Annotated in this window: 26 protein-coding genes; 7 read left to right on the forward strand and 19 right to left on the reverse strand. The window is 72.0% G+C overall.

Features of this window, described 5'->3' with window-relative positions; genetic code table 11:
• Positions 1-16: 16 nt before the first annotated feature.
• The 10 genes from ACJX2R_RS46050 to ACJX2R_RS46095 all read right to left on the reverse strand — a co-directional run bounded on the left by ACJX2R_RS46050 (position 17) and on the right by ACJX2R_RS46095 (position 8,777).
• Entirely contained in the window at positions 17-829 is an 813-nt protein-coding gene (locus ACJX2R_RS46050; protein WP_413104969.1) for an IclR family transcriptional regulator, read from the reverse strand.
• Between the two features lie 150 nt (positions 830-979).
• A complete protein-coding gene (locus ACJX2R_RS46055; protein ID WP_413104970.1) occupies positions 980-1,300 on the reverse strand; it encodes an indolepyruvate ferredoxin oxidoreductase subunit alpha in 321 nt (106 codons plus the stop codon).
• Between the two features lies 1 nt (position 1,301).
• Positions 1,302-2,324 (reverse strand): NAD(P)/FAD-dependent oxidoreductase, encoded by a 1,023-nt coding sequence (locus ACJX2R_RS46060; protein WP_413104971.1) that lies wholly within the window; start codon positions 2,322-2,324, stop codon positions 1,302-1,304.
• A 228-nt stretch (positions 2,325-2,552) separates the two neighbouring features.
• On the reverse strand, positions 2,553-2,948 hold the full coding sequence (locus ACJX2R_RS46065; protein ID WP_413104972.1) for an acyl dehydratase: 396 nt from the start codon (positions 2,946-2,948) through the stop codon (positions 2,553-2,555).
• Positions 2,945-3,481 carry a hypothetical protein gene (locus ACJX2R_RS46070; RefSeq protein WP_413104973.1) on the reverse strand — a complete coding sequence of 179 codons (537 nt, stop codon included), beginning with the start codon at positions 3,479-3,481 and terminating at the stop codon, positions 2,945-2,947. Before ACJX2R_RS46070 ends, ACJX2R_RS46065 begins: the two co-directional genes overlap by 4 nt.
• Positions 3,478-4,260: an IclR family transcriptional regulator gene (locus ACJX2R_RS46075; protein ID WP_262697468.1), complete on the reverse strand. Its 783-nt coding sequence runs from the start codon at positions 4,258-4,260 to the stop codon at positions 3,478-3,480. The genes ACJX2R_RS46070 and ACJX2R_RS46075 overlap by 4 nt, the downstream gene beginning before the upstream one ends.
• 16 nt (positions 4,261-4,276) lie before the next feature.
• A complete protein-coding gene (locus ACJX2R_RS46080) occupies positions 4,277-5,140 on the reverse strand; it encodes an alpha/beta fold hydrolase (RefSeq protein WP_137981651.1) in 864 nt (287 codons plus the stop codon).
• The gene (locus ACJX2R_RS46085; RefSeq protein ID WP_413104974.1) at positions 5,137-6,099 is read right to left on the reverse strand and encodes a catechol 1,2-dioxygenase; all 963 of its coding nucleotides are present in this window, start codon (positions 6,097-6,099) and stop codon (positions 5,137-5,139) included. The genes ACJX2R_RS46080 and ACJX2R_RS46085 overlap by 4 nt, the downstream gene beginning before the upstream one ends.
• Complete coding sequence (locus tag ACJX2R_RS46090; RefSeq protein ID WP_413104975.1) at positions 6,096-7,445, reverse strand: M20 family metallopeptidase; 1,350 nt, start codon at positions 7,443-7,445, stop codon at positions 6,096-6,098. Before ACJX2R_RS46090 ends, ACJX2R_RS46085 begins: the two co-directional genes overlap by 4 nt.
• A 114-nt stretch (positions 7,446-7,559) precedes the next feature.
• Positions 7,560-8,777: an aromatic ring-hydroxylating oxygenase subunit alpha gene (locus tag ACJX2R_RS46095; protein ID WP_413104976.1), complete on the reverse strand. Its 1,218-nt coding sequence runs from the start codon at positions 8,775-8,777 to the stop codon at positions 7,560-7,562.
• Positions 8,778-9,055: 278 nt separating this feature from the next.
• Here ACJX2R_RS46095 and ACJX2R_RS46100 point away from each other — a divergent pair, with 278 nt between their 5' ends.
• Positions 9,056-10,009 carry a quinone oxidoreductase family protein gene (locus ACJX2R_RS46100; protein WP_413104977.1) on the forward strand — a complete coding sequence of 318 codons (954 nt, stop codon included), beginning with the start codon at positions 9,056-9,058 and terminating at the stop codon, positions 10,007-10,009.
• 88 nt (positions 10,010-10,097) lie between these two features.
• Here the strand turns inward: ACJX2R_RS46100 and ACJX2R_RS46105 are convergent, their stop codons facing one another.
• On the reverse strand, positions 10,098-10,496 hold the full coding sequence (locus tag ACJX2R_RS46105; protein WP_413104978.1) for an acyl dehydratase: 399 nt from the start codon (positions 10,494-10,496) through the stop codon (positions 10,098-10,100).
• Complete coding sequence (locus tag ACJX2R_RS46110) at positions 10,493-10,969, reverse strand: MaoC family dehydratase N-terminal domain-containing protein (RefSeq protein ID WP_413104979.1); 477 nt, start codon at positions 10,967-10,969, stop codon at positions 10,493-10,495. The genes ACJX2R_RS46105 and ACJX2R_RS46110 overlap by 4 nt, the downstream gene beginning before the upstream one ends.
• A 159-nt stretch (positions 10,970-11,128) precedes the next feature.
• Here ACJX2R_RS46110 and ACJX2R_RS46115 point away from each other — a divergent pair, with 159 nt between their 5' ends.
• Genes ACJX2R_RS46115 through ACJX2R_RS46125 form a run of 3 tightly spaced genes read left to right on the forward strand, consistent with a single transcriptional unit; the run spans position 11,129 to position 15,834 of the window.
• Positions 11,129-11,998 (forward strand): alpha/beta fold hydrolase, encoded by an 870-nt coding sequence (locus ACJX2R_RS46115; RefSeq protein ID WP_413104980.1) that lies wholly within the window; start codon positions 11,129-11,131, stop codon positions 11,996-11,998.
• An 18-nt stretch (positions 11,999-12,016) separates the two neighbouring features.
• Complete coding sequence (locus ACJX2R_RS46120) at positions 12,017-14,320, forward strand: CoA transferase (protein WP_413104981.1); 2,304 nt, start codon at positions 12,017-12,019, stop codon at positions 14,318-14,320.
• Entirely contained in the window at positions 14,317-15,834 is a 1,518-nt protein-coding gene (locus tag ACJX2R_RS46125) for an AMP-binding protein (RefSeq protein ID WP_413104982.1), read from the forward strand. The genes ACJX2R_RS46120 and ACJX2R_RS46125 overlap by 4 nt, the downstream gene beginning before the upstream one ends.
• Here the strand turns inward: ACJX2R_RS46125 and ACJX2R_RS46130 are convergent.
• The 4 genes from ACJX2R_RS46130 to ACJX2R_RS46145 form a co-directional block, all read right to left on the reverse strand.
• Entirely contained in the window at positions 15,803-16,603 is an 801-nt protein-coding gene (locus tag ACJX2R_RS46130; protein WP_413104983.1) for an alpha/beta fold hydrolase, read from the reverse strand. The genes ACJX2R_RS46125 and ACJX2R_RS46130 overlap by 32 nt on opposite strands.
• A gap of 123 nt (positions 16,604-16,726) precedes the next feature.
• Positions 16,727-17,353 carry a LysE family translocator gene (locus ACJX2R_RS46135; RefSeq protein ID WP_413104984.1) on the reverse strand — a complete coding sequence of 209 codons (627 nt, stop codon included), beginning with the start codon at positions 17,351-17,353 and terminating at the stop codon, positions 16,727-16,729.
• 52 nt (positions 17,354-17,405) lie between these two features.
• Positions 17,406-18,680 carry an O-antigen ligase family protein gene (locus ACJX2R_RS46140; protein ID WP_413104985.1) on the reverse strand — a complete coding sequence of 425 codons (1,275 nt, stop codon included), beginning with the start codon at positions 18,678-18,680 and terminating at the stop codon, positions 17,406-17,408.
• 133 nt (positions 18,681-18,813) lie between these two features.
• Entirely contained in the window at positions 18,814-19,875 is a 1,062-nt protein-coding gene (locus ACJX2R_RS46145) for an Lrp/AsnC family transcriptional regulator (RefSeq protein ID WP_413104986.1), read from the reverse strand.
• A gap of 124 nt (positions 19,876-19,999) precedes the next feature.
• Between ACJX2R_RS46145 and ACJX2R_RS46150 the strand changes: the two genes are divergently transcribed.
• Both ACJX2R_RS46150 and ACJX2R_RS46155 read left to right on the forward strand, forming a co-directional pair.
• Complete coding sequence (locus ACJX2R_RS46150) at positions 20,000-21,301, forward strand: amidohydrolase family protein (RefSeq protein WP_413104987.1); 1,302 nt, start codon at positions 20,000-20,002, stop codon at positions 21,299-21,301.
• On the forward strand, positions 21,301-22,872 hold the full coding sequence (locus tag ACJX2R_RS46155) for an AbgT family transporter (protein ID WP_413104988.1): 1,572 nt from the start codon (positions 21,301-21,303) through the stop codon (positions 22,870-22,872). Before ACJX2R_RS46150 ends, ACJX2R_RS46155 begins: the two co-directional genes overlap by 1 nt.
• A 72-nt stretch (positions 22,873-22,944) precedes the next feature.
• Here ACJX2R_RS46155 and ACJX2R_RS46160 read toward each other — a convergent pair whose 3' ends face one another.
• The 3 genes from ACJX2R_RS46160 to ACJX2R_RS46170 form a co-directional block, all read right to left on the reverse strand.
• A complete protein-coding gene (locus ACJX2R_RS46160) occupies positions 22,945-23,916 on the reverse strand; it encodes an arabinan endo-1,5-alpha-L-arabinosidase (protein ID WP_413104989.1) in 972 nt (323 codons plus the stop codon).
• Between the two features lie 133 nt (positions 23,917-24,049).
• Positions 24,050-24,883 (reverse strand): DUF427 domain-containing protein, encoded by an 834-nt coding sequence (locus ACJX2R_RS46165; RefSeq protein WP_413104990.1) that lies wholly within the window; start codon positions 24,881-24,883, stop codon positions 24,050-24,052.
• Entirely contained in the window at positions 24,880-25,098 is a 219-nt protein-coding gene (locus ACJX2R_RS46170) for a hypothetical protein (protein ID WP_413104991.1), read from the reverse strand. Before ACJX2R_RS46170 ends, ACJX2R_RS46165 begins: the two co-directional genes overlap by 4 nt.
• Positions 25,099-25,414: 316 nt before the next feature.
• On the opposite strand from ACJX2R_RS46170, the gene ACJX2R_RS46175 reads away from it, so the two are divergent.
• Entirely contained in the window at positions 25,415-26,131 is a 717-nt protein-coding gene (locus tag ACJX2R_RS46175) for a GntR family transcriptional regulator (protein WP_413104992.1), read from the forward strand.
• Positions 26,132-26,208 lie beyond the last annotated feature (77 nt).

Genomic DNA, 26,208 nt, shown 5'->3' on the forward strand with positions numbered 1-26,208 from the left:
ACACAGGCTCTGAGGGCTACGGCTCGGTGCGGTACGCCTCGATGACCGCGAGACGGGTGGTGACGGCCTCCGAGGCGTTCCGCAGCGCCGCCAGCGTACGGGGGGCGTTGTGGCGTGCCGTGGCGGCGACGACCGACAGCGCGCCCAGATAGGCGCCGTCCCGTGGCCCGCGCACGGGCACGGCCACGGCGGAATAGCCGAGCCGGTGCTCCTCGGAGTCGGTGGCGTAGTCCTGCTCCTTGATGCGGGCCAGTTCGCCCGGGAGCCGGTCGGCGGTGAGGGTGCGGGCGGTCATCCGGCGCATATGGGGGGCCAGCCGAGTCAGCGGGTACTGGTCGGGCAGCAGGGCCAGGGTGAGTTTTCCCGGGGCCGTGCTGTGCAGCTGGAGCAGCCGTCCGCCGATCGAGGCACCGGCCCGGTTGCGGTGGCGGCCGGCGTTGTCGATGCACAGCAGGTCGGTGCCGTTCGGCACGGACAGGCTCACCGGGCTGTCGAGGGCCTGCGCGAGGTTCTCCATCACCGGCCGCGCGGCGTGGCGCAGGGTGCGCTGCCGGGGTGCGCGCAGGCCGATCGCGTACAGCAGCAGGCCGAGCCGGTAGTGGGAGCCGTCCCGCTCCAGCAGCTCGCTGGCGACGAGATCCTGGCACAGCCGGTGCACCGTGGCCTTGGCGACCCCGGTGCGCGCCGTCAGCTCCGTGAGGCTGAGGGAGAGGTCGCCGTCGCCGAAGGCCGACAGGATCAGCCCGACCTTGCCGAGGACGGACTTGGGGGACCGCCCGTCCGGCTCGGCCTCCTCGCCGTTGCCACGAGGCACCGCCGCAGTCGTCACGACATGCCCTCCTCACCTGCCGGTGTGCCTCGATCAAGGCCGCCATATGTGCTGAGGATGGCCAATATAGATATCTTTTTGCCTGGTAGGAATGGTGGAAGGGGTCGGAGTTCGGCGGGGGGCAACCCGGTCTCGCGGCCGGTGACCCGCTCACCGGCCCGCCACCAGGGCCGTGTCCACACCCAGCGGGCCGACCGACCCGGCGCCACCGGGGGTGCCCAGCGGGGTGTCCCGGCCGGGCAGGGCCTCCTCGAAGAACCGCCGGTTGTCGGCGCGGTGCTCGGGGTCCGCCTTGCGGTCCACGGTGATCGCCTGCTCCGGGCAGGCGACCTCGCAGGCGCCGCAGTCGATGCACTCCACCGGGTTGATGTACAGCTTGCGCTCACCCTCGTAGATGCAGTCGACCGGGCACTCCTCCATGCAGGACCGGTCCATGATGTCCACACAGGACGCGCCGATGACGTAGGCCATGTCAGTTCTCCTTCTCGGTGGAATGCCCGGGGAACAGCGCCGCCTCCGGGTCGATGACCGTGGCGGCGTTGTTGACGGCGGTGGCGGCCTCGCCGAAGCCGACGGATATCAGGCGCACCTTGCCCGGGTAGTCGGTGATGTCGCCGGCCGCGAAGACACGGGGCAGGTTGGTGGCCATGCGGGTGTCCACGGCGATCCGGCGCGCCTGGAGTGCCAGGCCCCACTCCCGCAGCGGGCCGAGGTCCGCGAGGAAGCCGAGCGCCGCCACCACGGTCTGTGCCGGAAGGCGCGTGGTGTCCTTGGTGGTCCGGTGGCGGATCTCGACCTCCTCCAGGTGTGCGGCGCCGTACAGGCCGCTGACCTCGGAGTCGGTCAGAATGTCGATGCCGAGCGCCTGGACCTTCTCCACCGACGCGCGGTGGGCGCGGAACCGGGCGGTGCGGTGCACCAGGCGGACCGAGCGCGCCACCGGGGCCAGCAGGGCCGCCCAGTCGAAGGCGCTGTCGCCACCGCCGACGACCACCACGTCATGACCGGCGTGGGCGGACGGGTCGGGCACGAAGTACACCTGACCGCGGCCGAGGAAGTCCTCCCCGGCGGGGAGCGGGCGGGGGGCGAAGGTCCCCACGCCTCCGGTGATCACCACGGCCCCGGCCCGTACCTCGGTCCCCCGGTCGCTGCGGACCACGGGCAGGCCGTCACCGTCGTAGTCCAGCGCCACCGCGCGGTGGCCGAGGAGGTAGCGGGCACCGTGTGCCTCGGCCTGCGCCACCAGGCTGTCCACCAGGTCACGGCCACGCACCGAGGCGAATCCGGCGATGTCGAAGATGGGCTTCTCCGGATACATCGCGCTGATCTGGCCGCCCCGCTGGGGCAGCACATCCATCACGGCCACGCGCAGGCCCCGGAAGCCCGCGCAGTACGCGCCGTACAGGCCCGACGGTCCGGCGCCGATGATCAGGATGTCCGTCTCGACCACCGCCGCGTCCTCCGCGGCGACCGGCTCATCGTTGAGAACGCTCATGGTCGAGGAGCGTAGGCAGGCCGCGATCACGGTCCAATGGAATCGGTCCGCCTGCCGGGACAACGCCGCGGAACCCGCTCGGGCGCCGCGCTCCGGACACGCGGAAGCGGCCCCGGCCACCGAAGCGGCCGACATACCGAAGCGGCCCCGGACACGCGGAAGCGGTGGCACCCAAGGCCCCCCGCAGCCCTGAGTGCCACCGCTCCCGCGCCCGTACGCGCCGGGCCGTCACCCCGCGCGCGTCACCTCCACCGTCCCCGTGACGCACTCCGAACCGTCGGCCCTGAGGATGCGCGCGTCGAGCCGGATCCGCGCCCCCTCGACCGACGACACCGTCGCGGCCCAGGTCAGCAGCTCACCGGCCACCGCCGTGGCGACGTTGCGCCACGCCACCGACTCCAGCCGGGCGCCCGGCCCGGCCCACTCCAGGGCGTGCCGGGTGAGCATCTCGCCGTGCAGCGTGGACTGCACGACCGCGTCGGGAAACCCCTCCGTTGCCGCGTACGCGGCGTCGTAATGGATCCGGTGGGCGTTCCACGACACGGCGCTGAAGCGGAACAGCTGCACACTGGTGTGGGCGTACCGTCGCCGCGGACACTCCGCCCCGACAGCGGGCGCCGTCATCGGTCACCTCCGGTGGCGTCGAGCACCACGATCGTCTCGTCCACGGCCGTCAGCTCGCTCCCGTCCGGGGACAGGAACCGGGTGCGGACGCCCAGCAGGACGAACTCACCCGACCGCCCGCGCTTGTGCCGCGCGGAGACGACCGCACGGGCCGCCGTGATCCGCGTCCCGGCCACCGGCGGGCGGACCAGACGCACCGACTGGCCGCCGTGCACCTGGCGCACCGGTAGCCCCTCGGTGCACGGCGACTCCCGCAGCGCCAGGCCATCCGGCCGCAGTTCGTCCTCCGGGGGACCGTCCTCCCAGCTCATGGTGGCCGCGAGGAACAGGTCGGGCGCCTCGACGGGCATGCCGTCCGCCTCCAGGGCGCGGGCCCGGCGGATGTACCCGCCGTCGTTGAGGGCGGCCGCGTAACGGCAGAAGTCCTTGACCGTCGGGGTGCCGCAGTCCTCGTCCCGCCACCGGTCGATCAGCTCCCGCGCCCGTGCCAGCACCTCTTCCAGGGCGGGGGAGGACACGACGGGGGCGGTCACAGCGCCGACCTCAGCGAGCGGCTGATGCCGAGACCCGCCGTACGCAACGCGCTGGCGTGGGCGATCGCGTCGACCCGGTAGGTCGGCGCCGTGATCGACAGGGCCCCGGCGAGGGTGTTCTCCCGCCCGAAGACAGGTACCGCCATGCTCATATAGCCGAGCCGCACCTCCTCCGCCTCCGTGGCGATGCCCTGCTCGCGGACGCGGTCCAGCTGGCCGCGCAGCCGGCCCGGCGAGGTGATGGTGTGGCGGGTGAACGGCTTGAGACCGTTCCTGACCACCTCGCCGAACAGGGTGCCAGGGGAGTGGGCGAGGATCGCCTTGCCGGTGGCCGTGCAGTACAGCGGAAGCCGTCCCGCCACCCGGGACTCCTCGCTCAGCCCCCGGTGGGGCAGGATCTTCTCCAGGTACACCACGTCCAGCCCGTCGTGGATGGCAAAGTGGATGGTCTCCCGCGTGGCCAGCAGCAGATCCTCCATATACGGCTGCGCCACCTCCCGCAGGATCCGCTGCCGGTGCACCCGCTGCCCGATCTCGAACAGCCGCAGCCCCAGCCGGTAGTTGCAGCCCGCCCGCTCCAGCAGCCCCCATGCGACCAGCTCCTGGGACAGCCGGTGGACGGTCGCCTTCGCCACGCCCGAACGGCGCACCACATCGGCGAGCGACAGCGAGTCGTCGTCGGGTGTGAACGCCTCCAGGATGGACCGGACCTTGCCGAGGACGGAGTTCATCGAGTCGGGACAGGCTCTGGTGGCGTGGTCGATGGGGACGACGGTCATGGCAGGCACCTCACGATCAGGTGGTGGAGGACGCGGCGAGGAACTCCAGGCTGAGCGGGTTGTACAGATCCGCCTTCTCGTGCTGCGGCCAGTGGCCGCACTCGTTGAAGATCTCCAGACGGGCGCCGGGGATCGCGGTGGCGATGGCCTCGGCCTCGGGGACGTCCCCGAACGGGTTCTTGTTGCCCCAGACCACCAGCGTCGGCGCCTTGATCCGGGCCATCCGGTCAGGCCGCAGCAGATTGCGCTCGCGGGTGTCCGTCTCCTGGAGCGCCAGCAGATTGTGCAGGTTCCGCTGGAAGTCGGGGTGGTGGTAGATCTCGTAGCGGATCCGGGTCAGCTCCTCGCCCAGCTCCTCGTCCCAGTCGGCCCACAGCAGCCGCAGCCGGTCCCGGGTGAAGGAGATGTCGTCCTCCAGGGAGGCGCTGCGGGTGGACTTCTTCAGCCGCTCCATCACCGCCGGATTGACCTTTGTGCCGCCCATGCACAGCAGCTGGAGGGAGGCGACCCGGTCCGGGTGCTCGCTCGCGGCCCACGACGCGACCCAGCCGCCCAGCGACTCGCCGACCAGATGGGCGCGCTCGGCGCCCACCGCGTCCAGATAGGCCATCAGGTGCTCGACATACGCCGGGATCTCGCCCGGGCGGTCGGGCTTGCCCGTGTAGCCGTGGCCCAGCATGTCGATGGAGTGGCAGCGGTAGCGCTCGGCGTGTGCCGGGATGTTCCGTACGAACGCCTCCAAGTGGCCGGTGGTGCCGTGCAGGAACACCACGTGCTCGCCGTCCTCCGGGCCGGCCTGGAGCGCGCGGGTCGTGATGTCGCCGGTCTTCACATAGGCGTGCCGGTAGTCGATGCCCGACAGCTCGGTCCAGATGCTCATGACTGCCTTTCGCTGTTCTGTGTCTGCGCGGGGTCGAGCACGGCGACCCCCATGCCGGTGAGCCACTCGGGCATCGGCTCGTAGGCCAGACGCCGCCCCGGAGCGTGGTCGAGCAGCGCGGCCATCATCAGCCAGGTGCGCAGCTCCTGTGCGCCGTTGCCGGCCGCCTTCTCCAGCTCCGCGGTGGTGTACTCGGTGAGGCGGTGGGCCTGTCCGCGTTCCAGCCAGGACAGGAACTCCTCGTCGAACTCCGGGTTGAGCGCCGCCTCGGCGGCCCGGATGATCTCGCGCCGCCGGACGTCGTAGTCCTGCCAGTTCTCCCGGCCGTTGAGCCAGGCGCCGACCATGAACTCCTCGTCCTCGCCCCGCGGGTCGCGCCAGTCCGGCCAGGGCAGCCGGTGCGACAGCCCGCCGGAGCCGATGACCGCCACCCGGCGGTCGCCGGGGAACGCCAGGACCGCCTCCCGGATCGCCCGGCCCAACCGCTCGCAGCGGTCGAGGGTGGGCAGCGGGGGCGCGAAGACGTTCACGACGAGCGGTACGAGGTCGACGTCGAGCCCGTCGAGCAGATACTGCACGGCGTGCGACTGGCCGTGGTCGATCTGGAGCCGGGCGGAGAACGCCACATCGAAACCGGACCGCTCCACCAGCGCGTTGGCCAGGTACAGGGCCAGCTCCCGGTCCACCGGCTGCGGGCCCTTCGGGGTGCCGGACTCGCCACTGGCGAGACACTCGTCCACCCCGAGGGTGAAGCTGGGGATCAGGTCGAGCCAGAATCCCCGGAAGTGGTTGGAGCCGATCAGGACCACCGTGTCGGGGCGGGCCGCGGCCAGCGCGCCGCGCGCCTCGCCCAGCGCGTCCCGGAACCGCTCGGCGCGGTCCTTGTGGTACGTCTCCTCCCAGTGGGTGTTCATCAGCGTGCTGTGCGACGCCCCGACCCCCAGCACGATCTCCGTCATGCCACGGCTCCTTCCTCCGCCTCGGCCACCTCGGCGCGGGTCCGGGTGACGGTGTCCACGGCCGTGCGGATCAGATGGCGGGTCAGCCTCTCCATGGCCCGGAGCGACACCGTGTTCATGCCGCGGGCGAAGTCGATCTCGAAGGGCGCCTCCGCCACCTTGGGCATGCCAATGCGCACCGTGGGGATGCCGCGGCCGCGCAGGATATTGGCGTCGGTGGCCCCGCTGTTCCCGGCGATCACCTCGTGTGCGCGCCCCTCCAGGGCCTCCCAGGCGGCCGTGGCACTGCGGTGGATCCACGAACCGCGAGGGGTACGGGTACCGGGGATGGCCAGCACCATCTCCGCCCGGACGTCGAGACCGGGCGAGGCGGCCCGCAGCGCGGCCAGCGCCTCCATGAACTCCCGCTTGGCCCGCATCGGTGTGATGTCCGGGCTGATCCGCAGGTCCACCATCAAGGTGCACACGGCGGGGGTGACCGCGGCCATCCGCGGCCAGCCGCCACGGATCGAGGAGACGATGCCCTGCGGCGCCACCGTGCCCGAGGTGTGCCGCTCGGCGTACTCCTCGAACCACTTCTCCAGATACCCGGCCACCTCCCCGGCGCGGGCGATGGCGTTGTCGTACGGGAGCCGGTGGCGGGAACCCGCGTAGGTGTGGGTGCCGCCGACCGTCACCTCGAACCAGACCAGTCCGACCTCGTCCCACGAGACGGTCCAGCCGGGCTTGGCGATGACCGCGTAGTCGGTCCACACGCCCTGCTCCAGCAGGAACGAACACCCGGCGCCCTGGCCGGTGTTGCGGCGCGTCCCCACGGGCCGGGCGTTGGTGGGCATCCCACCCGCGCCGAAGGCCGCCACCAGGTCACCGGTGAGCGGGACACCGGCCCGGGAGATCGCCTCGGTGGCCATCATCACGCATGCCGCGTGCCCCTTGGGGTTGGAGGCGCCGAGCCCGGTCACCAGGTCGTCGTAGACGGTGGCCGAGGGCCGCATGTCCTCCCGCAGCTCCGGGCCGATCCACGGCACGTCCTCGCTCTCCTCGCCCACCGTCAGGGTGTCGATGGGGGCGTAGAGCATGAGGTCGGGGCCGGTGCCGTCACCGGTCAGCCGCCCCCAGGCGTTGGCCTGCCGGTCGTCGAGGGGCTGGGCGGCCGCCCGGCAGCCGGTGGCGCGCAGGGTGTCGGCGATATGGGTGGCCAGCGGGCCCTCGTCGCCGGTGGGGCTGGGGATGTCCACCAGGCCCGTGATCAGTTCGCGGAGCCGGTCGGCGCTGATGTGGCGGGCGGCGTCGAGCGCCCAGGAGCGCCGCCGTTCGTCCAGGCCCGCCAGGCCGTCGGCGCTCACTGGTTGATCCTGTGGACCTGGGTCATCGTGGTCCGCGCGACGCGCTTCGTGGCCAGCGGGATCCCGACGGCGATCGCCGCGCCCAGCAACAGGGTGAACAGGGTACGGAACATGTCATGCCCTCTCTTCGGGTGCGGATGCGCCGCCGACCGCGGCCAGCTTCTTGCCGTACTCCTCCTCGCTGAGGTTCCGCCAGGCGGTGAGCGAGATATCGGGCCGGTAGAGCTTCTCCGGGGGCGCGTCGGTGACATCCACCATCCACGCGTCCTGGCCGGAGAACTGGCCGTGGAACAGCCAGCGGATCGCCCCCAGGTACTTGGCGTAGAAGCGCAGGGTGTCCCAGCCCTCGGTGAAGTTGACCATCACCCCGACATAGCGGTGGTTGTCCTCGTCCACCGGGACGTAGAACTCGTAGTGGATGAACTTGGGGTAGGCGATGCGCAGCACGCCCGGCATCGACAGGGACGCGAAGCCGGGGAACTCCTGGGCCTCGATCGTCGGGTCGACGCTGTCGGCCTTGCCGGTGTTGCCGATGTTGAAGGTTTCCTTCGGCGGCTGCATCTTCCACCAGCGCTTGTTGGTCCAGCGGCCCACGCCGGGGTACTCGGCCTCCCAGTGGACCTCGTCCTGGACCCGGAAGATCCACCGGCCGCGCGGCACGATCCGGGTGATGTTCCACGTCGGCATGGGCTTGAACAGCCGCCACAGCGCCGTGCGGTGCAGATACTTGGCGTGGCCCTCGTCGAAGCCGTTCTCGCAGGCGAACCGCCAGTTGCCACCGCGCGGCTCGATCCGTCCGCCCATCACGAACGCGTTGCCGACCAGCTCCTCCGGAAGCTGGGAGTCGATCGGATGCGGCTCCTCGTCGGCGATCGGGACGTACACCCACACCATGCCGAGGCGCTCCTCGACCGGATAGGTGCGCACGCCCAGCTTCCCGGTCAGCCGGCAGCCGGGGCCGTCGGTGATGACCGCGGAGAGCCGCCCGGTGGGCAGGTCGAAGGTCCAGCCGTGGTACGGGCAGCTGACCGTGCCCGGAAACTGCTGATTGCCCTCCGAGAGCGGCACACCGCGGTGCGGGCACCGGTTGTGCAGGGCGTACGCGGTGCCGTTGTCGCGGATCAGCGCGATCCGCTCGCCGCAGATGGTGAACGGCAGCGGCTTGCCGGTGATCTGGCTGGACCAGGTGACCGGGTACCAGTAGCCGCGGAAGCCCGCGGCCGCACCGTCGTAGTGGGGCCAGGACGACCAGTCCTGGCGGCCGGGCTCGGCCGGTTTTCCGCGGCGGCTCCGGACGGGGGTGGCCGTGTCGGGAGAGTCCTCGACCGTCATCGTGCGTGTCCTCCTGCTGCCGGTGTTCGGTGGACCCGAGCATCCGGCCCGGCGCGGATCCGCCCAAGGGATCCGGTCCGCTGAGCAGACCGCGCCCGTCCCGGCGGACGGTCGGACGCCGGGCGACCGGACGGCGGGCCACCGGAACGGGGCCGGTGCCGGGGCGTCCCGCTGAGCGGACCCCGCCCGGTGCGCGGACCGTGGGGCGCGGTCTAGCGTGCGCCGCGTCCGTCCCCTCACCGAACCGGGCCGCGAGCCCGTGGATACGGAGCGAAAACGTGAGCCACCCGACGTCACAGTCCCTGGTGCTGGAGGAGTTCGGCACCCTGCCGCGGCTCGTCGAGCGGCCGGTGCCCGAGCCACGCCCCGGCCACACCCTGGTGCGGATGAAGGCGGCCGCCGTCAGCCACCTCGATCTGAACGTCGTCGACGGCAGGTTCGGCATCCTCCCCGACCTGCCGTCGGTGCCCGGGACCGAAGGCAGCGGCACCGTCGTCGCCTCCGGCACCCACCCCGAGGGGAGCCTCGTCCGCCTGCGCGGCAAGGCACTCGGACTGCGCCGCGACGGCACCTGGGGCTGCCACGCACTGGTCCCGGACGCCGCCGTGGAGGCCGTGCCCGACGGTACGGCCCCCGCCCTGGCCTGTAGCTTCTTCTCCCCCGCGGGCACGGCGTGGGCCTCGGTGCACACCGTGGCGGGCGTCCAGCCGGGGGAGCGGGTCCTGGTGACCGGGGCGGCCGGTGCGGTCGGAGCGCTCACCGTGCAGGTCGCCGCCCGGGCCGGGGCCGAGGTGATCGGAGTGGTGGGCCGCCCCGCCAAACTGCCGCACGTCCCGGCCCCCGCCAAGGCGCTGCTCGCCGCCGACCTGTCCGCCGACGCGATCGGCGGCCCGGTGGACGTCGTCGTCGACACCGTGGGCGGGCCGGTCCTGCGCGACTCCCTGCCGCTGGTGCGCCCGCGTGGCCGGGTCGCCCTCGTCGGCTATACCGCGGGCCGTGAGTTCACCGTGGACCTGGCCGACTTCCTCCTCGCCGACGTATCGCTGCTGCCGGTGAACCTGATGACCCGCGGGCAGGAGGTGGCCGCCGACACCCAGCGGCTGCTCGGCGACCTCAACTCCGGTGAGCTGACCCTGCCCGTCGAGCGCCATCGCATCGACGGGCTGGCGGACGCCGTGGCACGTCTGCGGTCCGGGGAGGCGGTGGGCAAGGTCGTCCTCGACCTCGGCTGAACGGCCCCGCGCCCGCGCGGGGCGGTTGAGAGCCTGTGTCATATCCCCGGCCGGGCGTGCGACGCCTGGCCGGGGATATGACAGGCTCTCACCCCATCAGCACCACGGACCGGCCCCGGCAGCACACCACATCGCCCCGCCCACCGTGCTCGACCAGATCCAGGGTGACCCGGCCCGACACCGGATCGACAGCGCCGACGGTGCCGCTCACCACGAGCCGCTCCCCGGCCAGGGCCGGTGCCCGGTTCTGCCATTCGACCTCCAGCACCTGCCCGTCCGGACCCGCGAACGACATGGCGGCGCGGTGCATCAGACAGCCGTGCAACTGCGCCATGACGACCGGGCCGTCCAGCCCCTCGGACCGCGCGAACCCGGTGTCGTAGTGAATGCGATGGGCGTTGCGGGTGACCGCCCCGAACCGCAGCAGCGTGACGGCGTCCGGGGTGAACTCCACCGGTGGTACGGGCTGTCCTGTGCGCATCCTCATCGGACGATGAACCTCTCCCGCACCCGGGCGAGCGTGCCCCGCTCGGCCGAGTACGTCTTCTCGACGGTGAGCAGCAGGAACGGGGCACCGCTGCCCTTGCGCTCGACGTCCGTGAGGACACGGCGGACCGCGATCCGGTCGCCCGCCCGCACCTCGCCGGTGAACCGGACCTCCTGGCCGCCCGCCATGAGCCGTACGTCCAGGCCGTCGGTGCCCGGGACCTCGTCGCGGTACATCCCGTCCGGCCGGAACTCGCCCTGGCCGGCGCCGCCCGCCCCTCGCAGCAGACTCACCACGTACAGCGGGTGGACGGTGAATCCGGGGTGGCCGGGGTCGATCAGTCGCGGGCTGGTCTCCCCGGCCGCGCGCGCGAACTCCGCCGCGTCCTCGGCCCGTACGACCCCCAGATCCCGGTGTTCCGGGCGGCCGACCACCGTCCTGGCCCGTTCCTCGGCCACTTCCCACGCGGACATGTGCCGCCTTTCTGCTTTCTGCTCTTCTGCGGAAGCGAATCATCGGGGACCCGATGAGCCGGGAGGCTAGCCACCGCCCGAAGGCCCTCACCACGGGACCGGCCCGCTCAGCGGACCGGTCCGCTTGGGCGGAGATCACCGGACGCACACCATCGGAACATGGACCTCATGACCATCCAGAAGCCGCCGGAGGGCGCCCACGCGGAAGCGGACGGCGTCACGTACCACTACCTCGAACTGGGCACGACGGGCAGGCCGACGGTCTTCCTCCACGGCGGCGGCCCCGGGTGCACGGGCTGGTCCGACTTCGGGCAGGTGGCACCGCTGTTCGCCGAGGACCGCCACTGCTACCTCGTGGACATCCTCCAGTACGGCAAGTCCGCCAAACCCGTCATCGAGGGCCCGATGTGGGACTACCACGCCGCCAAGACGGTCGCCCTGCTCGACACCCTGGGCATCGAGCGCGCCGACTTCGTGTGCAACTCATGGGGCGGAACCATCGCGCTGAACCTGGCCGCGAAGTACCCCGAGCGAACCCGGTCGCTGACCATCACCGGCAGCATGCCCGTGTTCCACGGCCCGCTGGCCCCGCTGCCGGAGGGCGGGCGGCGCGGCCGCAACGCCCGCGATGTGTACTACGGCGGCACCGGCCCCTCCTGGGAGAAGATGCGGGAGCTGATCGCCCGCCTGGAGTGGTACGACCCCGCCGCGATCCCCGATGGCACCGTCACCCTGCGCTATGAGCAGAGCCTGGACCCGGAGGAGACCGCCCTCGCCGGAGCCTCCGACAACCCGCGCGGCGACTGGCAGGACCTCACCGCCGAGCTCGGTGCCATCCAGGCCCCCACCCTCTTCGTCTGGGGCATGTACGACGCATTCCTCACCCCGGACTATCCGCTGATGCTCGCCCGCATGGTGCCCAAGGGCAATCTGCACGTCATGCACCACGCCTCCCACCACCCCCAGGAGGAGCGGCCGCACGCCTATTACACCGCGGTCACCGGCTTCCTGAACCAGCAGCACGACTGAGCATCCCGCGGAGGACAAGTGAGCAACCCGGCCGTACGCGTCGTCGAACTGTCCAGCCCCTTCACCCGGTTCGCGGGCCGGCTCCTGGTCGGCCTCGGATACGAGGTCGTCCTGGTCGAGCCCGAGGAGGGCGATCCGACACGGCGCGAACGAGACGGCGACGCCTTCGTCCACTGGCACGCCGGCAAGCGGTCCGTCACCCCCGCGTCCCCGGAGGAGCTGCGGCACCTGGTGGCGGGCGCCGACGTCCTCCTCGACGGGACACCGGACGGCGCTCCGGAGGCGGTCGCGGGACTCGGCCACCTCGTCCACGTCCGCGTCACCCCCTTCGGGACCGTGGGCCCCCGCAGCCACTGGCAGGGGACCGATCTGGTGGTCGCCGCGCTCGGCGGCATGCTCGCGCAGGTCGGCGACCCGGACGGCCCGCCCCTGCGCCTTCCGGAGAACCAGGCGGAACAGCTCGCCGGGGTGCACGCCGCGATCGCCGCGCTGCTCGGGCTGCGGGCCAGGCGCACGGGGCCGGGCCAGCTCGCCGACGTGTCCGCCCAGGCGTGCGTGGCCGCTGCCCTGGAGGCGGGTGCCCTCGCCTATCTGCACGAGGACCGGGTGCCCGCGCGCCCCGGCCGGGTGCATCCGCTGGTGCCGCACGGGCTGTTCCGGGCCGCCGACGGCCACCTCGGCGGTGGCCTCGGCGGCAGCCCCCGCATGTGGGACGCGCTGCTCGCCTGGCTGCGCGAGGAGGGCGCCGAGGCCGACCTCGCCGAGCCGCGCTGGCAGGACCCGGTGGAGCGCAAGAAGCACCAGGAGCATGTCTTCGCGGTGGTGCAGGAGTTCGCGGGCCGGTGGCCGAAGGCCGAGTTCGCCGAGCTCGCCCAATCCAGGAAGCTGCCGTGGGCGGCGGTCGACCTGCCGCACGAGCTGCCCGGCAACCCGCAGCTCGCCGCCCGTGACTTCTTCCTCCGCGCCGGGGACCGCACCGACCTGGGGTTCCCCTTCGCCTTCCCCGAAGGCCACCGGGTCAAGGAGCTGGACGTCCCGGAACGGGGCGCGGACCAGCGGCTGCTGCACGAGCACCGCCCGGCTCCGAAGGTGCCCGCGGCGGTGTCCGCGGAACCCGCGCGGCCCGCCCTGCACGGCGTCCGCGTCCTGGATCTGACCTGGGTACTCGCCGGGCCGTACTGCACCAAGGTGCTCGCCGACCACGGCGCCGATGTCATCAAGGTCGAGTCCCTGGGCCGTCCCGACCCCACCCGGTTCGCGCCCTTCATGCACCTCTCGCGCGGCCCGCACACCGATCCGAACACCAACGGCTACTTCAACGAGGTCAACCGCAACAAGCGCAGCCTGGCCCTCGACACCCGCACCGAGGACGGCATCGCCGTACTGCGCGACCTCATCGCCTCCTGCGACGTCCTGGTGGAGAACTTCAGCGCCACCGTGATGACCAAACTCGGCCTGGGCTACGACACCCTCCGCGAGATCAACCCCCGGCTGGTGTACATCAGCATGTCCGGCATGGGGCACACCGGCCCGCGCAGCGGCTGGGTGTCGTACGCGGACACCGTGTCCGCCGGCTCGGGGCTCACCGGCCTGACCGGGTGGGGCCCGGACGACGTGGTCGGGGTGATCTACGGCCACGGCGACATCGTCGCGGGGTTGCAGGCCGCGCTCGCCACCGTCGCAGCCCTGGAGCACCGGGAGGAGACCGGCCGCGGACAGCACATCGACCTGTCCCAGCTCGAGGCGATCGCCTCCCATATGGGCACCAGCCTGCTCCACCCCGTCGAGCCCGCCGGGAACACCGATCCGCGGTGGAGCCCGCAGGGCGTGTACCGCTGCCTCGGCGCCGACAGCTGGCTGGCCGTCAGCGTCCGCGACGACACCGAATGGGCCGCGCTGTGCACGGTGATCGGCCGCCCCGACCTGGCCGCCGACGACCGCACGCGTACGGCGGAGAGGCGCGCACACCACACCGAACTGGTCGACGGCGCCCTCGCCACCTGGGCCAGGACCCTGCCGGCCGACGCCGCCGCCGAACTCCTCCAGGAGCACGGCATACCCGCGGGCCCGGTGCGGGACGGCCGCGACCTCGTGGAACACGATCCGCAGTTGCGGGCCAGGGGCTTCTACGTCCGCGCCGAACACCCGGTGGCGGGGGCCTTCCTGCACGAGGGGCCGCCCGTGCGGCTCATCCGCACACCCGGGGGCATCGTCAAGGCGGCGCCCGTGCTCGGCGCCGACACCGACGATGTGCTGCGCGACGTCGCCGGCCTGTCACCGGAGCGGATCCGCGCACTGCGCGAGCGCGAGGTGCTGCGGTGACCACCCTGACGATTCCCGGGCTGCTCCAGGCCGCGGCCCGGGACCACGGGGACCGCCCCTTCCTGCGGATCGGGACCACGGTCCGCACCTACCGCGAGACGCGGGAGGCCGCCGCCACCATGGCGGGGGCCCTCGCGGTCCAGGGCTGCCGTCCGGGCGAGCGCATCGCGGCGATGACGGGCAACCGGATCGAACTCGTGGATCTGTTCCTCGGCGCCGCCTGGCTCGGCGCCGAGCTGGTCCCGCTGAACACGGGGCTGCGCGGCGGCGGGCTGAGACACGCCCTGGACCAGGCCCGCGCCACCCATCTGCTCGCGGAGGACGAGACGGCCGAGCGCGTGCGGGCGGCCGGGTACCGGGGGACGCTGTGGCGCGCGGGTGCGGACGGCACGCCCCGGCCGGACGGCGGCCCGGCCTTCCCGGCGGCCCCCGTCCGCCCGGAGGACACCGCGTGTGTCCTGTTCACCTCCGGGACCACCGGCACCTCGCGCGGGGTGCGCTGCCCCCACGCCCAGTTCGTCTGGTGGGGGCGCAACGTCTCCGACGCCTTGCGCCTCACCGCCGACGACGTCCTCCACACCTGCCTCCCGCTGTTCCACACCAACGCGCTGAACGCGCTGGCACAGGCGATGACCGTGGGGGCGTCGATCACCCTCGCCCCCCGCTTCTCGGCCTCCCGCTACTGGGCCGAGGCGGCCGAGACCGGGGCGACCGTGGTCTATCTGCTGGGCGCCATGGTGCCGATGCTGCTGGCCCAGCCGCCGGGCCCGTACGACCGGGCGCACCGGGCCGTCCGCGGCCTCTCCCCGGCGACACCGGCCCACGCCTGGGGGCCGTTCCGCGAACGGTTCGGCGTCACGCTGATCGACGGATTCGGCTCCACCGAGACCAACCTGGTCATCGGCGCGACCCCCGAGGAGCAGCGGCCCGGCTACATGGGCACCCTGCGCGAGGGTTTCGACGCCCGTGTCGTGGACGAACTGCTCACGCCCGTCCCCGACGGCACCCCGGGTGAGCTGGTCGTGCGCAGCCACCGGCCGTACGCCTTCGCCACCGGCTACCTGGGTGAGTTGGCGGAGCCGGTGGACGCGTGGCGGCACACCGGGGACCGGGTGGTCCGCGAACCCGACGGCTGGTTCCGGTTCGTGGACCGCATCAAGGACGTGATCCGCCGCCGGGGGGAGAACATCTCCTCGTGCGAGGTCGAGACGGTCGTCCGTGGCCATCCCGAGGTGGCCGACGCGGCCGTCTTCCCCGTGCCGTCCGAGCTGGCGGAGGACGAGGTGATGGTCGCCGTGGTGCCCCGCGCGGGCGGCACGCTCGACCTGGCCGATGTGATCCGCCACTGCGAGCGCGAGCTGCCCCCGTTCGCCGTGCCCCGCTATGTGGACATCCTGGGCGAACTGCCGCTCACCGAGACCGGCAAGGTGCGCAAGGCGGCGCTGCGGAGGCGGGGCGTCACCGGGACCACGTGGGACCGGGTCACCGCCGATGCCGGTCCACCCACGCGGTGACGACATCGGCGAACTCCCCGGGCAGCTGCTCGGGCGCCGGTACGTGGCCGCCGGACAGGACCGCGGTCTCACAGCCGAGCGTCGCCGCGAACCTGTCCAGCGCGGGCAGCGAATAGTGGTCCTCCGGCGCGCACACGGCCAGTACCGGGGCGGTGATGTGCGCCAGCCGCTCCTCCATCCGGTACCGGTACACCGCCTCGTGCCCCTCCTCCACCCGGTCCAGTACGGTCAGGGCGTCGATCACATAGCGGTGCAGCGCGGCCTCCTCGCCCGCCCGGTAGAAGGCGCGGCGCCGGTTCCACACCTCCACCAGATGTGAGCCGTCCGGCTCGGGGTCGACGTGGTCGACGGGCGGGCGCGCGGGAGCCGCCGCGCGCTTGGCCTCGTCCACGAACGCCGTGGCCGAGAGCAGCAGACTGCTGACGCGGCCGCCCAGCCGGGCGGCCACCTCCACGGCCACCACACCGCCCGTGTGATGGCCCACCAAGTGGAACGCGTCCAGCCCGAGCGCGTCGGCCAGCGCCTCCACCCCATCGGCGAACCGCTCGATCGAATGCGGCCCCTCGGGCTTGGCCGAGGCGCCGAACCCCACGGTGTCCATGGCGATCGCCCGGTGCGCCCGGCCCACCAGGGGCAGCACATCGGCGTACTCGGTCCAGGAACGTGGCGTCTGGTGCAGAAGCAGCACCGGCTCGCCGGACCCGCACTCCGCGTAGTGCAACTGCCCGAAGGGGCTGGGCGCATAGCCCCGCCGCACCGTGTCCGCCATCGCTGTGCCCCGCCTTCCGGTTGACGTGAACCGCCCGCCCACTCTCGTCGCCACCGAGCGGGCGGGGCCAGGAGGACGGTCCGCTGTCCGGACCCCGGGCGGCCCCGGCGTCCGGCGGGCCGCTTACTTCGGTGAGGCGGCGAGCCGCACGGCCAGCCCCGTGAACACCGTGCCGGTGAAGACGTTGAGCCCCCGCGCCACCCGGCGGCTGCGGCTCAGCAGCCCGGCGAGCTTCCCCGAGAGCAGGCCGATGGACCCGTCCACGCAGAAGCCCATGACCACGAAGGTGATCCCCAGGAGCATGAACTGGCCCGGCACATGGCCGAGTCCGGGGTTCACGAACTGCGGCAGAAAGGCGATGTTGAAGAGGATCACCTTGGGGTTGAGCAGGTTGATGAGAGCCCCCTGCCAGAAGGCACGCCGGTGCCCGGGGCCGGCGTGTCCGCTCTCCTCGCCCGGCAGCGAGCGGTCACGGAACGCCTTGACGGCCAGGTACAGCAGATATGACACCCCCACCCAGCGCAGTAGGTGGTAGAGCGTCGGCAACGCGGCGAACAGGGCCGAAAGCCCCATCGTCGCGGCCACCGCGTGCACGAACATCGCACACGCCACCCCGAACGCGGCCATGACCCCCGCGGTGGGGCCGCCCCGGCCGCCCATCGCCACGATGAACATCATGTCCGGGCCGGGGACGACGCAGAGGACGAAGGCGGCGAGGAGGAACGCCGCGTACGAGGATGTGTCAACCATGGGGCCATGGTTCGGGGCGGAGCCGGAGGTGGCGAGCGAATTTCGGAACGCTTCAGTGGGGCCGCGCGCGGCGGCCCGACCGGCCGGTGGCCCGCGCGGGCGTCCCGGACTCCCGCCACCCGCCCGGGACCTCGGCCATGACGAGGCCGAGGACCAGCCAGAAGAGCATGGCGATCCGGTCCAGATTGGCCGGGTGGTCCACCGTGGCCGCGAGGAAGAACCCCGTCAGGGCGGCCAGCCCGACGACACCGGCCACGGACTTCTCCCGGGCGGCGCGGACCGCCGAGGCGACGGCGATCACGGTCACCAGCAGGATGCCGAGCAGACCGGCCACGCCCGCTTCGGCCAGCCAGTTCAGCCACATGTTGTGCGCGTGGACGAACGTCCTGCCGCCGGGTACGGCGGCGGAGACGGCGTCGCCGGCCCGCCCAAGACCGACCCCGAGCGGATGGTCCACGGCCAGGCCCACGGCCGCCTTCCACGCCTGGCCCCGAACCCCGAGCGCGTCACCGGCCCGCGACACCACCCACAGCGCCACCGTCACCGCCGCCAGCCCGGCCAGTCCCACGGTCGTCAGCGTCCGCACCTCCCATCGGCCGAGGCGGGGTGCGAGCCAGTACGCGCCACCGAGCACCAGCAGACCCGCCGCGGCCGCGACGCAGCCCGCCCGGGAGAAGGTGGTCAGCACCGTGCCGTACGCGAGGAGGCCCATGGCCACGACGGCGACCCGGGCCGTGCGCTCGGCCACCGTCACCGCCGTCAGCAGGGCGATCGGGGTGAGCAGCACCAGGAACGCGGCGAGCAGGTTGGGGTTGGCGAAGGTGCCCGTGGCGCGGATCATCGCACCGGCCCCGCCGCGGTCGCAGTCGACGTCGGTGAAGAGACCGGTGCGGCAGAAGCCGGTCGGCACCTCATTGGTCACCTGGGCGAACGCCGAAGTGCCCGCGGCCGCCACGCAGACCAGCGCGAGCAGCGCCACCGCCCGCCAGGACTCGGGCTGCGACCGCCGCACCCCGACCAGCAGATAGAAGGTGGCGAGGGCGGTCATCAGGGCGCGCAGCGGCGCGTCGGGGTGTCCGCCGACGTAGGTGGTGGCGATGGCACTGAGCAGGAGCAGCGCGATGGCGAGGTCGAGCCGGGTGCGGAACGTGGCGGGTCGCGGGGCCGTCACCACCGTCGCGACCAGCCCCGCCAGTACGGCGAGGCGCACCGGTGTGATGACGCCGACCAGCGGGGCGTCCGGGAAGAAGTCGGTTGCCGCGTCGAGCATGACGATGGCCGTAGCCACCAGCGGAACGGCCTGGACTGTCGCGCGCACAGGTGCCATGGCGCCCCAGCGTGTCCGGCGGCGGGTACCGGCAGATGGCACCCACACGAACACCGGACAGCGCCTTCACGTCCGGTGCCCCGTCGGCCATTTCCGACGGGGCGGCCACGGTACCGGACCGTGTGCCCGCGCCTCAGGTGGCGGTGGCGTTCCCGGCAGCGCGGGCGGCGAAGGGGCGCAGCGGGACGATGCCCACGCTGTGGCCGTCGCGGTCCAGCAACCGGCCCATGTGCTTGACGGTGCGCAGCACCACCGAGCGGTCCTCGATGGTCAGCCGAGGCAGCCGCCTCGACAGATGCGCCTCGAAGGCGTGCACATCGCCGGACGCGCGCAGCCAGACGTCGATGACGAGGTTGTGCGGGCCCGCCGTGATCGCGCAGGACCGCACCTCCCGCACCCCGGCCAGCGCCCGGCTGGTCTCCTCCAGGCGCTCGGCCGGCACGGACGCGAAGTACACCGCGGACAGCGGCCACCCGGACAGCGGCCGGGCCAGGTCGCAGCGCAGTGACACCCGTGAGCAGAGCAGTGTCCGCAGCCTTCGGCGGATCGTGGTCAGGGGCGCGTCGGTGTGCTCCGCCAAGTCGCTGATCGCCATGCGGCCGTCGACGCTCAACAGTTCCAGCAGCCGGACATCCAGGGGGGCCCAGCCGGTCGTCCCCGACGGGAGCGGCTCCGTCGGCGGAAGCGCCTCCTGGAGCCGGGCGCACTGCGTGGCGTCCAGGGCGCGCAGCCGCCACCGGCTGCCCTCGAAGGGCAGGGCCGTCGTCACATGGGTACGTGTCGCCCGCACCCCCGGGGCGCCCCGGAAGAGGAGGGCGCTGAGCTGGGAGAGCTCACCCAGGTCGGAAGCCTGGAGAGCGATCACCAGATCCCGGCTTCCGGCCGTGACCTTGACGTTCGCCACCGAGGGGTCGGCCGCCAGGGCCTCGGCCACGTCCTCGCCGACCCCGGGCTCGGTGTCCACCTCGACGATGCCGGTCACCACGATCCGGGAGTCGGACAGCCGGGGGTAGGCGGTCACCCAGGCCAGCCCCGCCTCCTGGAGCCGGTGCCAGCGTCGCGCGGCCGTCACCGGGTTCACCCCGAGGACGTCACCGACGAGAGTCCATGGGGCCCTGGGGTGGATCTGCAATGCGTGTATGAGGCCGCGATCCAGCTCGTCCAGGTCATGCGCGGCGAAATCCTGCGTGTGCATGGGCGGCGCTTTTCTGCGTATCGCATGTGAATCTCGATGGAATGCTGCATGATAACACCCGAAACACTCGATGGATCGACACTCCTCCCCACCAGTTCTCTCAACGAGGAGTGAGATCGAGCTCATGACGGAACCCACCACGTCCGAGACCACCAGGACCGCTCTGCGCGTGGAGAACGCCACGTTGGTCGACGGTACCGGGTCGGCCCCGATCGCGGACGCCGTCGTCATCGCCGACGCCGAAGGAACCATCACCTACGCGGGCCCGGCGGCCACCGCGCCCCCGGCCTCCGGCGAGCCGTTCGCCGGCCGTGTCATCGACGCGGGCGGCCGCACCGTGCTGCCGGGTTTCTTCGACTGCCACACCCACCTCGCCTACGGCCATGCCACACCGCCAGGACGCCGCGGTGAACTCGACCCGGTCCTGGTCACCTTCGACACCGCCACCCGCATGCGGCAGACCCTCGACGCGGGCATCACCACCGCCCGGGACCTGGGCGGCCTGTCCAGCGGGTACCGCACCGCCGTCGAGACCGGGCGGATCGAGGGCCCCCGGCTGCACACCGCCGTACGGATCATCAGCCACACCGGTGGCCACGCCGATGTGCGGCTGCCCGACGGCACCGACCTCAGCGGCGGTGAGATGTCCGAGCTCGCCGACACCGAGGACGAGGCGCGGCTGGCCGTGCGCAAGGTGCTGCGCGCGGGAGCCGACCTGGTCAAGATCTGCGCCACCGGTGGCATGGGCAGCCCCTACGACCAACCGGACGACGAGGGGCTCCTGGAGGAGGAGATCCGCGCCGTGGTCGACGAGTGCCGGCGCCACGGCGGCAAGCCGGTGGCCGCCCACGCCCAGGGCAACGCGGGCATCCTCAACGCCATCCGCGGCGGGGTGACCAGCATCGAGCACGGCTACGGGCTGGACGACCGGGCCCTGGAGATGGCGGGGGAGCGCGGCGTCTTCGTCGTCCCGACCCTCTCCACCGTCTACGCGGGCATCAACAAGGCCACGATGGAGCACTATCACTACGAGAAGAAGGTGCGCTGGTCCGGCATCACCAAGGAGAACATCTCCCGCGCCATCGAGCAGGGCGCCAGGATCGCGCTCGGCACCGACGCCGCCGTCTGTCCGCACGGACAGAACCTGATGGAGCTCTCCTACCTCGTGGACCTGGGCATGGACCCCATGGACGCCATCGTGGCCGGCACCCGGACCGCCGCCGAACTCCTCGGCGTCGCCGACCGGCTGGGCACACTGGCCCCCGGCCGCGTCGCCGACCTGATCGTCTGCGAGGGCGATCCGCTCGCGGACATCGGTGTGCTCGGCGACCCCGCCAACGTGGTGTGCGTCGTGCAGGACGGACATGTCCGCAAGGACACCAAGGGCCTCCTGCCCTCGGCCGCGCCAGCCGGAGGGCGGCCCTGATGCCCGCCGTGACCGGGCTCCCCGCCCCCGGGGGCACCTCGCCGGACAAGGAGCGGCGTGGCGGGCTCGACCGTGTCCTCTCCTTCATCGAGCGCGCCGGCAACGCCCTGCCCAATCCCATCGTCCTGTTCGCCGGGCTCTTCGTACTGCTGGCCGTCGTCTCCACCGTCCTCTCCCTCGCCGGTGTCTCCGTCACCGTCCCCGGCACCGATGACACCAAGTCCATCGGCGGGCTGCTCACCGGTGAGGGACTGCGCTGGCTGCTGGAGAACCTGATCCCCAACTTCGCCACCTTCCCGCCGATCGGTGCCGTGCTGGTGCTGATGATGGTGGTCGGGCTCGCGGAGAAGACCGGTCTGCTGGAGACCGCGATGCGGGCCACGCTGGCCCGGGTGCCGCGCGCGGTGCTGCCGTACGCGGTGGCGATCATCGCCAGCCAGGCGCACATGATGAGCGACGTCGGCGCCATCGTGCTGCCACCGCTGGCGGCCCTGGTGTTCAAGAGCGCCGGACGCCATCCCGTGGCGGGCCTCATCGGTGGCTTCGCCTGTGTCACCGCGGGCTACGCCGCCGGATTCACCATCGGCTCGCTTGACGCCCTGTACGTGGGCATCACCCAGCAGGCGGCCTCGGTGCTCCCGGCCGCCGAGGGCCTCCATATCCATGTGCTCATCAACTACTTCTTCACCGCCGCGAGCAGCGTCGTCCTGGGATTGCTCGGCGGGTTCCTGATCAGCCGCGTCCTCGAACCACGCCTGGGCACCTACCAGGCGGCCGACGGCGACGCCACGGAGGATGACCTGACGCTCACCCCGGTGCAGCGCAAGGGGCTCGCGGTCACCTGCGCGGTCGTCGGGGTGTATCTGGCGGCGGTCCTCGCGCTGTGGCTGCCGCCGGGCGCCCCGCTGCGCGGGGAGGGCGGTGCCTTCGTGCCCTCACCGGTGCTGAACGGTGTCGTCCCGGTGCTCTTCGGCGCCTTCCTGCTCGCCGGGCTCACCTACGGCTTCACGGTCAAGCAGCTCACCGGCACCGAGGACGTGGTCACCGCCATGACCGACTCGGTGAAGAACATGTCCGGCTACATCGTGATGATGTTCGTCGCCGCCCAGGTCATCGCGGTCTTCACCTGGTCCAACCTCGGGGTGCTGATGGCGGTGAAGGCGGCCGCGCTGTTCAACTCCATCGGCGTGACCGGTTTCTGGGCGATCATCGCGTTCGTCCTGCTGGCCTCCTGCCTCAATCTGGTGATCCTCTCCGGATCCGCCCTGTGGTCCCTGGTCGGCCCCGTCTTCATCCCGGCCTTCATGCTCATGGACATGAGCCCGGCGCTCAGCCAGGCGGCCTTCCGCATCGGCGACTCCGCGACCGGCGCCATCACCCCGATGAACCCGTATCTCCTCCTGGTCCTGGCGATGGTCCGCGAATACGAACCGGAGGCCCGCCTCGGGACCCTCATCTCCCGGCTCGCCATCTTCGTGGTGCCGTTCCTGCTGGTGTGGCTGGCGATCCTCGGCATCTTCTACGGCCTGGACCTGCCGCTCGGCCCCGGAGCGCACATCGGCGTCAAATGACGCCGTGCGATCACATGGTGGCTGCCGTTCCCATGGCCCGGCCGTTGGGAACGGCAGCCACCATGTGGGGGGTCAGTACGCGGTCGGCCAGCCGCCGGACCAGCTGAGCAGGTTGACGCCCAGCTTGGGCGTGCCATTGTCCTGGCCGTCGTAGTAGTGGTACACGAGCAGATCACCGTCGACGTCGCTCATCACCGACTGCCCGCCCGGGCCGATGTAGCGGCCATGGGACTCGAGGACCGGGGTGCCGCCGTTGTTCATCATGTTCACCCCGCTCTTGTCGTAGTACGGGCCGGTGGGGCTGGTGGCGCGGCCGACCTTGATCTTGTACGTGGAGCTGGTGCCCGCGCAGCAGGTGTCGTACGACGCGAACAGGTAGTAGTAGCCGTTGCGCTTGACGACCGACGGGCCCTCGATCGCCTTGGTGCCGGTGGGCCGGGAGGCGATGGCGTAGACCGTCCTGTCGCCCGCGTACTGCTTGCCGGTGGCCGGGTCCAGACGGATCATCTTCAGCCCCGACCACCACGAGCCGAACGACAGCCACCACTTTCCGTCGCCGTCGACGAAGAGGTTGGGGTCGATGGCGTTGTAGTCGCTGGAGCCGGTGGTGGAGTGCACGATGCCGCGGTCGGTCCAGGTCCCGGCCCTGCCGCTGGGGGAGGTGGCGAGGCCGATGGCGGAGTTGCTGGAGCCGAAGGACGAGACGGCGTAGTACATCAGATAGCCGCCACCCTGGTACGAGATGTCCGGCGCCCAGGGGTCGTTGTCGGCGGAGTACGTCCGCCACCAGGAGGGCGGGGTGGTGAAGGCGCTGCCCGAGCGGCTGAAGGCGATCCGGTCGGTGGAGGTGCGGGCCTCCAGGCCGCCGTGGGTGGAGTAGAGCAGATAGGTGCCGTCGGTGGCGCGGACCATCGACGGGTCGTGGACGACGGTGTCGCCCGTCACCCGGCCGGGGTTGGGGTACGCGGAGGCGCTGGTGGGGAGCAGGGCGAGCAGGAGTGCGGTGGGCAGTGTGAGCCATCTGGTGCCGCGGTGCGCTTTCATGGGCGGTTCTCCTCTCGTGGGCCTGGGGCGTGCGCGTTCCGTGAACGGAACTGACGGGGCGTCAATCCTAGCCGTGGGATACGCGTGTGGGCCCTGGGCCGAGGCCCAGGGCCCTTCCGGGCGAGGAGGTGTTCTACGCCTGTCGGTGTTCCTTCTCCCAGTTCGCCCTGGAGACCGGGGCGGGCCGGGGCAGCGGCCGGCCGTCCAGGAAGAGGTCGACCTTCTCGTTGTAGAAGGCGACCAGCCCCGCGATGGGGGACACCTGGCGGGTCGGGAAGTCATAGGTCCAGGCGAGGTCCGGGTGGGTGGCGGTGTCGGTCCGGACGGACCAGTAGCCGCTCGTCATGCCCTTGTACGGACAGCTGGTGACGGTCTCGGTGGGCTCCATGCGCGACCAGTCCAGATACACCCGGTCCAGGTAGTAGCGCGTCGGGAGCCCCGTCTCCAGCACCATCACCGAGCTCGGGGCGTCGGCGATCACGGCGCCGTCCAGCTCGACGCGCACGGCGCGGCCCGACCGGAGCGCGTCGACGCGGGTGTACGGGCTCCTGGGGTGGACGAACACCTGCTCGTCCTCCTCGAACCAGGCGTCGATGGCCTCCCACCGGAAGCTGACATGGCCGACGATGCCGGAGGGCGCGTCCTCACCCCATTCCCGGGCCGCGCCCGGGCGGGTGAGCGAGCCCATCTGGAGGGTGTGGCGGCGCGCCCCGCCGACCTTCAGCGCCATGCTCCGGCCCTCGTCGACGAGCGCCCCCTCGGCGATGTCGTCGCGGGGCACGCAGTACTGCGGATAGCCCGGCCAGAGCCATACATAGCGCGCCCGTACGGTGTCGAAGACGGGGCGTCCGGCCACGAAGCCACGGATGCGGCGCGGTACGGGCTCCACATGCCCGACCGGAACGATCATCGCGGGGTAGTCCGGCGTGGCCGGCGTTCCCGGCGTGTCCGGTGTCTGCTGTGTCATGCCTCTTCCAGGGCCTCTCCGAACTCGCGCAGCGCCTTGCCGTGCTGGCTGTGGGCCAGCCCGTGCCCGACCGCTATGGCCGCCGCCACCGGCCATTCGATGATCCCGATGGCGGCGAGGACGCCGAGCCCGGCGAGGAAGCAGAGCTGCTCCTGAGGCGGCAGCTCCACCCGCCGCCCATCGCACTGGACGGTCACCGAATGGCGCGCGGACACGTCCTCGGCCGCCGCGCGGGGGCCGCGGGATCGTCTCCTCGCGGCTGGAGCCGATGTCTGTCCCCGGGGGGACGCGCTGGTACGAGGGGCTGTCTTGGTCGCTTCGGCCATTGCTTCGATCCGTTCAATCCGCTCATCGGCCTGTGGCGGACGTCCGCGCGATGACCCTTCCACCGTAAGCCCGCTTCCCCGGCTCATGCGCGTTGCGGGATCTCGAAGCGTACGGCGGCCCCGGGGAGTTGGGCCGCCACCGGCCCGTTGCGACAGAGATATGGCCACATTGACTGTTTGCTATAGCAGAAGTACTCTCATCGGCATGAGCGCTGACGCCCTGGGTTCCATGGAGACCACGTCGCTGGCCGACCAGGCATACCGTCGGCTTCGGGACGCGATCCGTGGGGGTGTCCTGCGGCCGGGTGAGAAGATCACCGAACGCGACCTGGCAGCCCGCCTCGGCGTCAGCCCGACCCCGGTCCGTGAGGCGCTGCGGCAGTTGGTGCACGAGAAGGTCGTCGAAAGGGCGGGTCCGCGCGCCCTGCGGATCGCCGAGCACTCCTCGGCGGCCCGCTCCGAGATCGTGGAGGCCGAGGTCCGCCTGTCCGCCCTCATGGCGCGCCTCGCCGCCCGCAACGCCACCGCGGAGCAGCTCACCGGCCTGGTTTCACTGCTCGCCCGGACCGACCGGATCGTCGCCGGGATCGAGAAGACCGTCGCCGGGCAGGGCGTGGAGGCCGATGTGAGCGACGGGCTCGCGGCCGTCCTCCAGGAGCTGCGCCTGTTTCACCGCCAGGTGGAGGCGTGTGCGGGCAACCCTGTCCTGGAGGGCCTGCTGGATCAGGCGCGGGCCTTCAGTGACGAGGAGCGGCTCGATCTGACGATCAGGCTCGCTCCCGAGCATGCCGAGGCGTTCCGTGCCCGCTACCACGAGCATCGCGCGTTGCTGGACGCTCTCCTCGAACGGGACGAGGACCGCGCCGAGGAGCTTGCCGCGCGGCACCACCGCGCCGCCCTCGTCCAGCTGTCCGACGGCTGACCCTCGATCCGCCTGCCTCCCCGACGTACGGGATACGTCGAGGGGCAACTCTCCGCCCACGTCTCGCTTGCTATAGC

The organism is Streptomyces sp. Inha503 (genome assembly GCF_047215865.1).
Lineage (GTDB): Bacteria > Actinomycetota > Actinomycetes > Streptomycetales > Streptomycetaceae > Streptomyces > Streptomyces lycopersici.